The 12,872-nt window shown below is 58.1% G+C and carries 12 protein-coding genes; 8 read left to right on the top strand and 4 right to left on the bottom strand.

The genetic code is table 11. From position 1 onward, the window contains the following. Complete coding sequence (locus AC1MEW_RS33260; protein WP_480424968.1) at positions 1 to 1,695, bottom strand: lactate permease LctP family transporter; 1,695 nt, start codon at positions 1,693 to 1,695, stop codon at positions 1 to 3. Between the two features lie 261 nt (positions 1,696 to 1,956). Here AC1MEW_RS33260 and AC1MEW_RS33255 point away from each other — a divergent pair, with 261 nt between their 5' ends. Then, a complete protein-coding gene (locus tag AC1MEW_RS33255; RefSeq protein ID WP_201200448.1) occupies positions 1,957 to 2,724 on the top strand; it encodes an FCD domain-containing protein in 768 nt (255 codons plus the stop codon). Positions 2,725 to 2,874: 150 nt separating this feature from the next. Here AC1MEW_RS33255 and smpB read toward each other — a convergent pair whose 3' ends face one another. Then, positions 2,875 to 3,357 (bottom strand): SsrA-binding protein SmpB, encoded by a 483-nt coding sequence (smpB, locus tag AC1MEW_RS33250; protein ID WP_076028704.1) that lies wholly within the window; start codon positions 3,355 to 3,357, stop codon positions 2,875 to 2,877. Positions 3,358 to 3,475: 118 nt separating this feature from the next. Between smpB and AC1MEW_RS33245 the strand changes: the two genes are divergently transcribed. From AC1MEW_RS33245 to AC1MEW_RS33235, 3 genes are read left to right on the top strand one after another with little or no spacing between them, the layout of a single operon-like run. Beyond that, entirely contained in the window at positions 3,476 to 4,879 is a 1,404-nt protein-coding gene (locus AC1MEW_RS33245) for a sodium-dependent transporter (protein ID WP_480424966.1), read from the top strand. A 7-nt stretch (positions 4,880 to 4,886) separates the two neighbouring features. After that, positions 4,887 to 5,321, top strand: a complete 435-nt coding sequence (locus AC1MEW_RS33240) for a type II toxin-antitoxin system RatA family toxin (RefSeq protein WP_201200451.1) — start codon at positions 4,887 to 4,889, stop codon at positions 5,319 to 5,321. Then, a complete protein-coding gene (locus AC1MEW_RS33235; protein ID WP_201200453.1) occupies positions 5,314 to 5,628 on the top strand; it encodes an RnfH family protein in 315 nt (104 codons plus the stop codon). Before AC1MEW_RS33240 ends, AC1MEW_RS33235 begins: the two co-directional genes overlap by 8 nt. 60 nt (positions 5,629 to 5,688) lie before the next feature. Here AC1MEW_RS33235 and AC1MEW_RS33230 read toward each other — a convergent pair whose 3' ends face one another. Then, positions 5,689 to 6,216, bottom strand: a complete 528-nt coding sequence (locus tag AC1MEW_RS33230; protein WP_201200455.1) for an outer membrane protein assembly factor BamE — start codon at positions 6,214 to 6,216, stop codon at positions 5,689 to 5,691. A gap of 97 nt (positions 6,217 to 6,313) precedes the next feature. On the opposite strand from AC1MEW_RS33230, the gene fur reads away from it, so the two are divergent. Continuing rightward, a complete protein-coding gene (fur, locus tag AC1MEW_RS33225; RefSeq protein WP_003197684.1) occupies positions 6,314 to 6,718 on the top strand; it encodes a ferric iron uptake transcriptional regulator in 405 nt (134 codons plus the stop codon). Positions 6,719 to 6,793: 75 nt separating this feature from the next. Here the strand turns inward: fur and recN are convergent, their stop codons facing one another. Further along, positions 6,794 to 8,467 carry a DNA repair protein RecN gene (recN, locus tag AC1MEW_RS33220; RefSeq protein ID WP_480424965.1) on the bottom strand — a complete coding sequence of 558 codons (1,674 nt, stop codon included), beginning with the start codon at positions 8,465 to 8,467 and terminating at the stop codon, positions 6,794 to 6,796. A 241-nt stretch (positions 8,468 to 8,708) separates the two neighbouring features. Between recN and grpE the strand changes: the two genes are divergently transcribed. The 3 genes from grpE (at position 8,709) to dnaJ (ending at position 12,872) form a co-directional block, all read left to right on the top strand. Further along, a complete protein-coding gene (gene grpE, locus AC1MEW_RS33215) occupies positions 8,709 to 9,275 on the top strand; it encodes a nucleotide exchange factor GrpE (protein WP_201200457.1) in 567 nt (188 codons plus the stop codon). A gap of 102 nt (positions 9,276 to 9,377) precedes the next feature. Continuing rightward, complete coding sequence (gene dnaK, locus AC1MEW_RS33210) at positions 9,378 to 11,294, top strand: molecular chaperone DnaK (RefSeq protein WP_201194329.1); 1,917 nt, start codon at positions 9,378 to 9,380, stop codon at positions 11,292 to 11,294. Between the two features lie 453 nt (positions 11,295 to 11,747). Then, positions 11,748 to 12,872, top strand: coding sequence for a molecular chaperone DnaJ (dnaJ, locus tag AC1MEW_RS33205; protein ID WP_201194330.1), 1,125 nt, complete (start codon positions 11,748 to 11,750; stop codon positions 12,870 to 12,872).

Genomic DNA, 12,872 nt, shown 5'->3' with positions numbered 1-12,872 from the left:
TTAGTGCACCAGCATCCCGGTGAGCCAATAGGCCTGGATGTAGGTGATCAGGCCAACGATCGTTGCGAAGAACAGGCTGTGCTTGAGGGTGAAACGGAACAGGTCCGATTCCTTGCCCACCAGGCCGGTCGCGGCGCAGGCCACGGCGATCGATTGTGGCGAGATCATCTTGCCGGTCACGCCGCCGCTGGTGTTCGCCGCGACTAGCAGCACATCGCTGACACCGATCTGGTGCGCGGTGGTTGCTTGCAACGAACTGAACAGCGCGTTGGACGAGGTATCGGAGCCGGTCAGGAACACGCCCAGCCAACCGAGGAATGGCGAGAAGAACGGGAACGCCGCGCCGGTCGCCGCCAGCACCAAGGCCATGGTCGAAGACATGCCCGAGTAGTTGGTGACGAAGGCGAACGCCAGCACCATGCCGATGGACAGAATCGGCCAGCGCAGTTCGTAGAAGGTCTCTTTCAAAGTAGTAAGACCAATTTTGAAATTGATCTTCAGCACCAGCATCGAGATCAGTGCCGAGAAGAAAATCGCCGTGCCGGTTGCGGAAATCGGATCAAGTTTGAACACCGCTGGAATGGCGGTCGGCGCGGTCACGATCGGCGCGACCTTGATCACCATTTGATCCAGGTGCGGGATGGCGAAGTTAAACACCCAGCTGTACATCGAGCCGCCCGCAGCGAACATCGCCTTGAACGGTTTTAGCGTCCAAATGGTGACCAGTACGGTGAGGATCAGGAACGGCGACCAGGCTTTGAAAATTTCCAGGAGGCTGTAGGGCGAAGCCACAGTGGTGCGCTTCTGGCCGAAACCGCCGACGCTGGCGGTGACCACGGACGCCGAAACGGCGCCGGCGATGTGTTGGCCGGCGGCGCGTTTTGGCTGCCAGACTTTCAGGAACAGCGTCAGGGAAATCAGGCTGACCAGCGCAGAGGTGATGTCTGGCAGCTCCGGGCCGATGAAGTTCGAGGTGAAGTACTGGGTGATGGCAAAGCTCAAGCCCGCCACCAATGCTGCCGGCCAGGTTTCCCGAACGCCGCGCATACCGTCCATCATGAACACCAGCCAGAACGGCACGAACAGCGAAAGCAGCGGCAGTTGGCGGCCGGTCATGGCGCCGATCTTGAACGCATCGATGCCGGTCACTTGCCCGGCGACGATGATTGGAATCCCCAGTGCGCCGAATGCGACGGGCGCGGTGTTGGCGATCAGGCACAAGCCTGCGGCGTACAGCGGGTTGAAGCCCAGTCCTACAAGCAGCGCGGCGGTAATCGCTACCGGTGCACCGAAACCGGCTGCACCTTCCAGGAAGGCGCCGAAGCAGAAGCCGATCAGCAGCACTTGCAGGCGCTGGTCGTCGGTGATCGACAGCACCGAGCTGCGGATGACTTCGAACTGGCCGCTCTTGACCGTCAGTTTGTAGAGGAACACCGCCGCAACGATGATCCAGGCAATCGGCCACAGGCCGTAGGCGAAGCCATACCCGGCAGCGGCGAAGGCCATATCTACCGGCATCTGGAAGGCGAAGATCGCTACGGCAATGGACAAGGCCAGAGTGATGCTGCCGGCCACATGGCCTTTGAGGCGAAACACGGCCAAGGCCAGGAAGAAAAATACGATGGGGATAACGGCCGCGAGCGCGGACACGCCGAGACTGCCGAGCGGGCTGTAGAGCTGTTGCCAGGTTTGCATATGGGGTGGCCCCTAATTGTTGTTGGTCAGGCACTGCCAGCGTTCTTGGTTAATTGGTAATACCAATTTACAATCGCTGTTGGCTAGGGTAAAAGCCTTGTATGGGGTGTGTCAATTTGCCGCCCTAAAACTTTTGTCGAATAAGCGGTGCAGAACGCATCTGATCTGTTCGCTCAAGCGTCGTCTGGTAGGTGCCGCGACAGCGCCGATAGGCCAGAATAGAGAGCCCGGCGAGCTGCCGGGATCGTGGAGAGATGAGTTATGGGGTTTGATCAAATTCGTCAGCGCCGTTTGTCTGACGATATTGTCGAGCGGCTCGAGGGGATGATTCTCGAAGGCACGCTGAAGTCTGGTGAGCGCTTGCCTGCCGAGCGCGCGTTGGCCGAGCAGTTTGGTGTGTCACGCCCTTCGTTGCGCGAAGCGATCCAGAAACTGGCGGCCAAGGGCTTGCTGGTCAGTCGCCAGGGCGGCGGCAATTATGTGGTGGATTCCCTGGGCTCGACGTTCAGCGATCCGTTGCTGCATCTGCTGGAAAGCAACCCCGAGGCGCAGCGCGATCTACTGGAGTTTCGCCATACCCTTGAAGCGTCCTGTGCTTATTACGCGGCGTTGCGCGCCACTGATGTGGATCGCGAAAGGCTGACCGCGGCATTCGACGAATTGCAGGATTGCTACACGCGTCACGATGAAGTGAGCCGGGAGCAGGAGGGCGCGGCGGATGCAAAATTCCATTTGGCGATCGCCGAAGCCAGTCACAACGCGGTGTTGCTGCACACCATTCGCGGATTGTTCGATCTGCTCAAGCGCAACGTGGTGACCAACATTGGCGGCATGTACAAACAACGCACCGAGACGCGTGACATGCTGATCAGTCAGCATCGGGAGTTGTACCTGGCAATTATCGAAGGGCGGGCGGAGCAGGCGCGGGAAGTTTCCAGTCGACACATTTTGTATGTGCAGGAAGTGCTGGAGGAAGTGCGTCAGGAAGTGCAGCGCATGGCTCGGGCGGAGCGGCGCAAGGGGATGTAGTTTCAGTTTACTGTGGCGAGGGAGCTTGCTCCCGCTGGGGCGCGGAGCGGCCCTCTCGCGTCGCCGCCATCTCGAAGAATGCCGGCGACTGCTTCGCAGCCGAACGGGGGCAAGCCCCCTCGCCACAAGACCCGCGATCAGGCAGGAAAATTACTCTTCCTTGCCCTTGTTCCGCACCGCACGCTGCAACTCACGACCGGCATCGCGTTCGCGTTCGGTATCACGCTTGTCGTATTCCTTCTTGCCCTTGCCCAGAGCGATCTCGCACTTGACCATGTGCTTGCTCCAGTACCAGGACAGGCATACGCAGGCATAGCCTTTTTGCTGCACTGCCGTGGCCAGCTTTTCCAGCTCGCGGCGGTTGAGCAGCAATTTTCGGGTGCGGGTCGGATCAGCGATGACGTGGGTGCTGGCGGTCATCAGCGGCGTGATGTGGCTGCCGAGCAGCCAGGCTTCGCCATCCTTGAGCAGTACATAACTGTCAACCAGTTGTAGCTTGCTTGCCCGCAGACTTTTTACTTCCCAGCCGGCCAGGACCAGACCAGCCTCGAACTTGTGTTCGATGAAGTAATCGTGCCGCGCCTTTTTATTCTGCGCGATGGTCCCTGTTGGGTGTTTCTTCTGTTTAGCCATAGGGGCGGCATTATAGGGAGTTGCACGCGAGTCGGCTACGGTATCGCTACGTGCTTGAGCAGGTTGATTGAATCCCGGACAATGCGGCCTCTTTTTTGAATGCTTGGACGTGGTAACGATGTCGACAGACAAGGTTTCTGTCCACGGCAGTTGGGCTAGCCGCTGGGTCTTCATACTCGCCGCGACCGGTTCGGCCGTGGGGCTTGGTAGCATCTGGAAATTCCCGTACATGGTCGGCGTCTATGGCGGCGGCGCGTTCGTTCTCATGTTTTTGGTCTGCATCGCGCTGATCGGCGTGCCGGTCATGCTGGCTGAAACCCTGATCGGCCGCCGCGCCCGTCAAAGCCCGGCCAACGCCTTGAAGGTGTTGGCGATAGAGGCGGGGCATTCGGGCAAGTGGTCCTGGGGCGCATTCGCCGGGATGATCACGGCGTTGCTGATTCTGTCTTTCTATAGTGTGGTCGGCGGCTGGTCGCTGGACTACATCATCGACATGGGCCGTGGTGACTTCCAGGGTGTGACGTCAGATCAAGTCGGTGCTTATTTCGGCAATGTGATCGCTGATCCATGGCGCCTGACACTTTGGCACACGATTTTTATGCTGCTGTCCGCCGTGGTGATCGCCAAAGGCGTGGTCGCCGGGCTTGAACGCAGCCTTCGCATCATGATGCCGCTGCTGTTCGTGATGATTCTGGTGCTGCTGGGTTACAGCATGACCACCGGCCATTTCATGGAAGGCGTGCATTTCATGTTCGACTTTCACCCGGAAAAAGTCCTCGACGGCTTGCTGCCCGCCATGGGTCACGCCTTCTTTTCTCTGAGCGTGGGCGTGGGTTCGATCATGATCTACGGCGCCTATATGCCGAAGAACTCATCGCTTTCCGGCACCGTGGTCGGTGTGGCGCTGCTCGATACCTTCGTTTCGCTGGTCGCTGGCCTGGCATTGTTTCCGATTGTGTTCGCCGCCGGCCTGAACCCAAGCGAAGGCCCTGGCCTGATGTTCGTCAGCCTGCCATTTGCCTTCGGTAACGTAGCGTTCGGCCAGTTGATGGGCGTAGTGTTCTTCGTACTGGTGGCGGTTGCGGCCTGGAGTTCGGCGATTTCATTGCTTGAGCCGATGGTTGCTTACCTGGTTGAACGCACGAAAATCAGTCGCGCCTGGGTGACTTTTTGGCTGGCATTTATTTGCTGGTTCGTCGGTCTGGGTACGGTGTTTTCCTTCAATATCTGGAAGCAAGCCAAATTTTTCGTGAACGAAGGCGGGATGTTCCATCTCTACCAATGGGGAGCGGCCGGTGGTCTGGACTTCTTTGGTGTGATCGATTTCTTCACCTCGCGGATCATGCTGCCACTCGGTGGTTTGTGTTTCGTGGTGTTTGCAGGCTGGATCATGGGGCGTGAAGCGGTGCGTGACGAGTTGTCGATTCGCAGCCCGGTTCTATTTGCCCTGTCCCTGTTCTTGATGCGCTATGTGGCGCCCATCGGCATTCTTGTAGTGTTTGCCGCCCAGCTGTGGAAGTGACGCTGACATGACGACCCATATTCAACGCTCGGCTCTGCTGCCGTATCCGGCGCAAGCCCTTTATGACCTGGTTAATGACGTGGCGCGTTATCCGGAATTCCTGCCATGGTGCTCGGCTGCCGAAGTGCTGGAAAGCTCCCCTGAGCACATGCGTGCCAGTGTCGGCGTGGCCAAGGGCGGCCTCAGTCAGCATTTCGTGACCCGCAATACGCTGGTGCCCGGACATTCAATCGAGATGAATCTGGAGGAAGGACCGTTCAACCAGTTGCATGGCGTCTGGGTGTTCAAGCCTTTGGGTGAGAAGGCCTGCAAGATTAGCCTGGACCTGTCGTTCGACTACGCCGGGCCAATCGTGCGCGCGACGTTGGGGCCTTTGTTCAATCAGGCGGCGAACACGCTGGTCGATGCGTTTTGTCAGCGCGCCAAACAGATACATGGTTGAGTCGGTGATTGAGGTTGAGGTGGTGTATGCCGCCGTTGATCGTCAGGTGCTGCTGACAGTGGCGGTGCCAGCCGGTTCGACGGTTCGGGGTGCGCTGCTGAAGTCCGGTATGGGGGCCGAGTTTCCTGAGTTGGATCTGGCCAGTTGCCCGGTCGGGATCTTCGGCAAGGTGATTTCTGACCCTGACACTCAAGTGGTTCAAGCAGGTGATCGCATCGAGATTTACCGGCCGTTGCTCGCCGATCCTAAAGAGGTGCGCCGCTTGCGCGCCGCCAAGGCTGCCGAGGCCAAGGCGCGAAATCAGTGATTCAATAAATGCCAGACAATAAAAAACCCGGACGTGCCGGGTTTTTTATTGCGTCGCAAATTATTGCGGCGTGGTTTCCAGTGGTGTTGGAGTCGGGACTGGAACGGTTTGTACGCCGTCGACGTCCTTCTGGATCTGGTCCAACAACGAACCTGGTTTCACCGGTTTTTCCGGTTTTGGCTTCTCGGTGTTTTCTGCAGGAGCGGTCACAGGAGTGCCGGTGTCCTTGCCGAGAATGGCTTCGTCGCGGCTCACGCCAGGCATAAAATCGCCCGACAGGCTGACGAGTTGGTCATTAGGGTTAAAGACAACGCTTATGCGTTCCTGTTGGCGTTCACCACCACCCGGTTGCAGGCTATACAGGTAATCCCAGCGATCGGCATGGAACGTGTCGGTCAGCAGAGGGTTACCCATGATAAACCGTACTTGCCGGCGGGTCATTCCCGGGCGTAACTGGTCTATCATGTCCTGCGTGACGACATTGCCCTGCTGGATGTCGATTTTGTAAACCCCGGGGAATGAACAACCGGCGAGTGCGAGCAGTCCCACGAAGGTGAAACTGGTTAGCAAGAGCTTGGTGTTTTGCATCGGTGGGCGACTTCCACTATCTTGGCTGGGACAACGTAAACGCCGATCATACCCGCATTAAGAGAAGCTGCGAAGCAGCATCGCGAGAAAGCTGACCATGGTTGAAAATAGCGAACTACGCAAAGCCGGCCTCAAAGTGACCCTGCCACGGGTCAAAATTCTGCAAATGCTCGATTCCGCCGAGCAACGCCACATGAGTGCCGAGGATGTTTACAAGGCGCTGATGGAGGCTGGTGAGGACGTCGGTCTGGCCACGGTTTACCGTGTACTGACTCAGTTCGAGGCAGCTGGGCTTGTGGTGCGACACAACTTCGACGGCGGTCATGCCGTCTTCGAACTGGACGACGGCAAGCATCACGACCATATGGTCAACGTCGAAACCAGTGAAGTGATCGAATTCTTCGACGAAGAAATCGAGCGTCTTCAGAAGGCGATCGTCGACAAATATGGCTTCGAGATGGTGGATCACAATCTCGTGCTGTACGTACGCAAGAAAAAGTAAGCATGTCGCGCGAACATGATGTTCGCGAAACGAGCGAAGGCGACCCCAGGGTCGCCTTCGTGCTTTCTACCGGTCTTAAATTTTTGCGGTGATGACCATTTTTTTCGCGTGAGCCAGAGATTCTTTGGTGAGATCGATGCCCCCCAGCATGCGCGCAACTTCTTCGACGCGATGATTCTTGCTCAGCTTGGACACCGCCGTATGGGTGGCATCCTCACCGCGCACCTTGTGCACGAATAGATGCTGGTGACCTTGCGCCGCCACTTGCGGCAAGTGCGTGACTGTCAGCACCTGTCCGCGCTCCCCGAGCCGACGTAGCAACTGGCCGACGATCTCGGCAGTCGGGCCGCCGATGCCAACGTCCACTTCGTCGAACACCAGGGTCGGAACCCGGGAGGTCTGTGCGGTGATGACCTGGATTGCCAGGCTGATCCGTGACAGCTCGCCGCCCGAGGCTACTTTTGCCAGGGCTTTCATCGGTTGCCCGGGGTTGGCGCTGACCAGCAGTTCCACCTGTTCAAGCCCGTTGGGCAGCAACTCGTTGCTGCTATTGGGGCGCAGTTCGATGGTGAAGCGGCCGCCGGGCATACCCAGGCGCTGGATTTCCTGCTCCACGGCGCTGGACAGGTTGCCAGAGGCTTGATGACGCAGGTCGCTCAAGTCGCGCGCCTTCTCTTGATAATGACGGGCGTAGGACGCGAGTTCATCGCTCAGGCGTTCGATGGATTCGTCGTTGGCATTCAGGGTTTCGATCTCATCCAGCAGCTTTTGCTGCATCTCGGCGACTTCGGTCGGCTGGATGCGGTGTTTGCGCGCCAGGGTGTAGATCGCATCGAGGCGTTCTTCCAGGTATTGAAGGCGCGCCGGGTCGGCGTCGAAGTTATCGAGGAAGCGGTTCAGTTCGCCGACGGCCTCTTCAACCTGTATCTGGGCGCTGGTCAGCAGGCTGCTGGCTTCGCCCAGCGCACCGATCGAGTTGTTCACGCTCGACAAGCGGTTGAGGCTGGCGGTCAGGGCGTTCAGTACATTGCCGGAATCACTTTCGCTGCATTGTTCGACCACTTGTCGGCAGATACCCAGCAAGGTTTCGGCATTGGTCAGGTTCTTGTGCTCCTGCTCCAACTGCTCCAGCTCATTTTCACCGAGGCCGAGGTTTTCCAGTTCTTCGAGCTGATAGCTCAGCAATTGATGGCGGGCGCGCTGCTCGTCGCCGGAGTTGGACAGACGGTCCAGCTCCTGGCGGGTCTGGCGCCAGCGCTGGGCGGCCAGTTGGACCTGGCGGGCCAGGTCTGTCGCGCCGGCGTACTCGTCGAGCAAGCGGCGGTGGGTGTCGGTCTTGAGCAGGGATTGGTGTTCGTGCTGGCTGTGGATATCGATCAGTAGCTCGCCCAGGGCCTTGAGATCACCGAGGGGGCAGGGCGTGCCGTTGATATAGCCGCGTGAACGACCTTCAGCCGTAATCACCCGGCGCAGGATGCACGGACCGTCGCTTTCCAGGTCGCGTTCGGCAAGCCAGGCACTGGCTTCGGGGATGTCGATCAGGTCGAAAGTCGCGAGGATATCGGCCTTGTCGGCGCCGGGGCGAACCACGCCGCTGTCGGCGCGATCGCCCAGGGTCAGGCCCAGGGCGTCGAGCATGATCGATTTGCCGGCGCCGGTTTCCCCTGTGATCACGCTCATCCCGCGATCAAGTTCGAGATCGAGATGTTCGACGATGGCGTAGTTGTGTACGGACAGGTGCACCAGCATAAAGGCCGCTCCCAGGCTTTAGGTCTGGTTATTTATACAGTGTTTTATTTGTGGCTGACAATGCCCTCCATTAGCTCGATTTGCTTGATCCGACGAAATCGTTAGTGCATTGGGGAATGACAATGCAGCTCTTTTTGTAGGGTTAATCACAGCAAACCCCTTGAAGCTCAATTTTGCGGCCCCATATAGCTGGGCAGAAGCGCGAGTTGAGCTCGCGGACGATATTGAAAGGAGAAAATCTATGGCTGACGAACAGACAGTGGATACGCAAAATCTCGACGCCGATCAGGCTGCCCAGGTTGCGGGTGATGAGCTGGCGGCTCGTGTACAAGTGCTCGAAGAGCAGTTGGCTGGTGCTCATGATCAGGCTTTGCGTGTAGCGGCTGATCTGCAGAACGTCCGCCGTCGCGCCGAGCAGGATGTCGAAAAGGCTCACAAATTCGCGCTGGAAAAGTTCGCTGGCGACCTGCTGCCGATCGTCGACAGCCTGGAGCGTGGCCTGGAGTTGTCCAACCCGGACGACGAAAGCATTCGCCCAATGCGTGAAGGCATCGAGCTGACCCTGAAAATGTTCCAGGACACCCTGAAGCGTTATCAGCTGGAAGCGATCGATCCGCACGGCGAACCGTTCAACGCCGTTCATCACCAGGCGATGGCCATGCAGGAAAGCGCCGATGTAGAGCCGAACAGCGTGCTCAAGGTGTTCCAGAAGGGTTACCAGCTCAACGGTCGCTTGCTGCGCCCGGCCATGGTTGTGGTCAGCAAGGCACCTTCGCCGGTTTCGCCTTCGATTGATGAGCAGGCTTGAAATTAGCCGCAAGGCCCCCATTTAGAAGTCAAGCGTTTAAGTGCTACCGCAGTTAGCCACCACTGCTGCGGCAACCAAATCCAAAGTTTCGGGAGAGTTAACATGGGCAAAATTATCGGTATCGACCTGGGGACTACCAACTCCTGCGTCTCCGTCATGGAAAATGGCAAAGCAAAAGTTATCGAAAACGCTGAAGGCGCGCGCACCACGCCGTCGATCATCGCTTACGCCAACGATGGCGAAATTCTCGTTGGCCAGTCGGCCAAGCGTCAGGCTGTGACCAATCCGCACAACACCCTATACGCGGTGAAGCGTCTGATCGGTCGTAAGTTCGACGAAGAAGTCGTTCAGAAAGACATCAAGATGGTCCCGTACAAAATCGCCAAGGCTGACAACGGTGACGCCTGGGTTGAAGTAAACGGCCAGAAAATGTCGCCGCCGCAAATCTCGGCTGAAATTCTGAAGAAAATGAAGAAGACCGCCGAAGACTACCTCGGCGAGCCAGTGACCGAAGCGGTAATCACCGTTCCGGCCTACTTCAACGACAGCCAGCGCCAGGCGACCAAAGACGCCGGCCGCATCGCGGGCCTGGACGTTAAACGGATCATCAACGAACCAACCGCAGCCGCTCTGGCTTACGGTATGGACAAAGCGAAAGGCGATCACACCGTGATCGTTTACGACTTGGGCGGCGGTACTTTCGACGTTTCCGTGATCGAAATCGCTGAAGTCGATGGCGAGCACCAGTTCGAAGTATTGGCCACCAACGGCGACACGTTCCTGGGCGGTGAAGACTTTGACATTCGTCTGATCGACTATCTCGTTGACGAATTCAAGAAAGAAAGCGGCATGAACCTTAAGGGTGACCCGCTGGCCATGCAGCGCCTGAAAGAAGCTGCTGAAAAAGCCAAGATCGAACTGTCCTCGAGCAATTCGACCGACGTGAACCTGCCGTACATCACTGCAGATGCCACCGGTCCTAAGCACTTGAACGTAAAAATCTCCCGCGCCAAGCTCGAAGCGCTGGTAGAAGACCTGGTTCAGCGCACCATCGAACCTTGCCGCATCGCTCTGAAAGACTCCGGTATCGACGTTGGCGCGATCAACGACGTGATCCTGGTGGGCGGTCAGACCCGTATGCCACTGGTTCAGAAGCTGGTGACCGAGTTCTTCGGTAAAGAAGCTCGTAAAGACGTGAACCCGGACGAAGCTGTTGCCATGGGTGCTGCTATCCAGGGCGCGGTATTGGCTGGCGACGTGAAAGACGTTCTGCTGCTGGACGTTAGCCCGCTGACCCTGGGTATCGAAACCATGGGTGGCGTGATGACTGCGCTGATCGAGAAAAACACCACGATTCCTACCAAGAAATCGCAAGTGTTCTCGACGGCCGACGACAACCAGGGCGCTGTGACCATTCACGTGCTGCAAGGTGAGCGTAAGCAAGCCGCTCAGAACAAGTCCTTGGGCAAGTTCGACCTGGCCGAGATTCCACCAGCACCACGTGGCGTGCCACAAATTGAAGTGACCTTCGACATCGACGCCAACGGCATTCTGCACGTAGGCGCCAAAGACAAGGCTACTGGCAAGACTCAGTCGATCGTGATCAAGGCCAACTCCGGTCTGTCCGAGGAAGAAATTCAGCAGATGATTCGCGATGCTGAAGCCAACGTCGACGAAGATCGCAAGTTCGAAGAGCTGGCCGCTGCCCGTAACCAGGGCGATGCGCTGGTTCACTCGACGCGCAAAATGGTCGCTGATGCTGGCGACAAAGTGACCGCTGAAGAGAAGACTGCAATCGAAGCTGCCGTAGTTGCCCTGGAAGCCGCCGTCAAAGGCGACGACAAGGCTGCTATCGACGCCAAGGTTGAAGAGTTGTCGAAAGTCTCCGCGCCAGTGGCTCAGAAAATGTACGCCGAGCAGGCTCAGCCGGCTGAAGGCGCTGCACCGCACGACGAAAAAGCTGAAAAAGCCGACGACGTTGTCGATGCTGAGTTCGAAGAAGTCAAAGACCACAAGTAAGTTGTTGGTCGGCCGGTTGACTGCCTTTAGGCGGTGACTGGTAGGATGTCGCCGCGCGGGAGCTTGCTCCCGCGTTGGCGTGTCTGGAGTAAGCGAATTTTTACAGCATGCGACAAAGGCGGAGTGAGTGGCTTGTTCGTTAGAGCAAGTTCGGATGCCAGGGCGCCATAGCCAAGGCGCCGCGACGACTCATAGCTTGCTATGGGGAGGAGCGGCAACGCAGGGTATGGGGCTCGGACGCCGAGGTTGCCTAACGAACAAGCCATTCAGTCCGCCTCAGTGTTGGTGGTATGGCCGGGAATGCTCCTGCTTTTCGAGCCGCAAGTACTGCAATGAATCAAAGACCAGGATCGTTGAATTGACGTGAGTTGGGTCCGGGCCTGTATTGGGGCTCAACGAGTTTGGCGAAGCTCAGGAGGGGTTTGCCGAACGTCCTTAAGAGTGCAAAGACTTATGGCAAAGCGTGACTATTACGAAGTATTGGGTGTTGAGCGCGGCTCAAGCGAAGCGGACCTGAAAAAGGCCTATCGTCGCCTGGCGATGAAGCATCACCCGGACCGTAATCCCGATGATAAAGCGTCGGAAGAGATGTTCAAAGAGGCCAACGAGGCCTACGAAGTGCTGTCCGATTCCAGCAAGCGCGCGGCGTACGACCAATACGGTCATGCCGGTGTCGACCCAAGCATGGGCGGCGGCGGTGCCGGTTTTGGCGGTCAGAATTTCTCCGACATCTTTGGCGATGTCTTCAGTGACTTCTTCGGTGGTGGTCGCGGCGGTTCCCGTGGCGGCGCTCAGCGCGGCAGCGACCTGCGTTACACCCTGGAGCTGAACCTGGAAGAAGCGGTGCGTGGCACGACCGTGAATATCCGCGTTCCGACACTGGTCAACTGCAAGCCGTGCGACGGTTCGGGCGCCAAGAAAGGCTCGGCGCCGATCACTTGCCCGACGTGCGGCGGGATCGGTCAGGTCCGCATGCAGCAAGGTTTCTTCTCGGTGCAGCAGACCTGTCCGCGCTGCCATGGCCAAGGCAAGATCATTTCCGATCCGTGCGACTCCTGCCACGGCGAAGGTCGTGTCGAAGAGTACAAAACCCTTTCCGTCAAAGTGCCGGCCGGTGTTGATACCGGCGACCGCATTCGCCTGTCCGGCGAAGGCGAGGCGGGCGCCCAGGGTGGTCCGACTGGCGACCTGTACGTGGTGATCAATGTGCGCGAGCACGCGATCTTCCAGCGCGACGGCAAGCACCTATTCTGTGAAGTGCCGATTAGCTTCGTCGATGCGGCACTGGGTGGCGAGCTGGAGATTCCGACCCTTGATGGTCGGGTCAAACTGAAAATCCCGGAAGGGACTCAGACCGGCAAGCAGTTCCGTGTTCGCGGCAAAGGCGTTGCTCCTGTACGTGGTGGCGGTGCTGGCGACCTGATGTGTCGTGTGGCGGTCGAAACCCCGGTCAACCTGGGTCGTCGTCAGCGCGAATTGCTGGAAGAATTCCGCAGTTCGTTGGCGGACGACAACAGTCATTCGCCAAAAACCACTGGTTGGTTCGAAGGCGTGAAGCGCTTCTTCGGCGATTTGTAA

This window comes from Pseudomonas sp. ASL4 (genome assembly GCF_056680395.1).
Note: the sequence above shows the minus strand (reverse complement) of the source record. Positions and strands in the feature narration are given on the sequence as shown.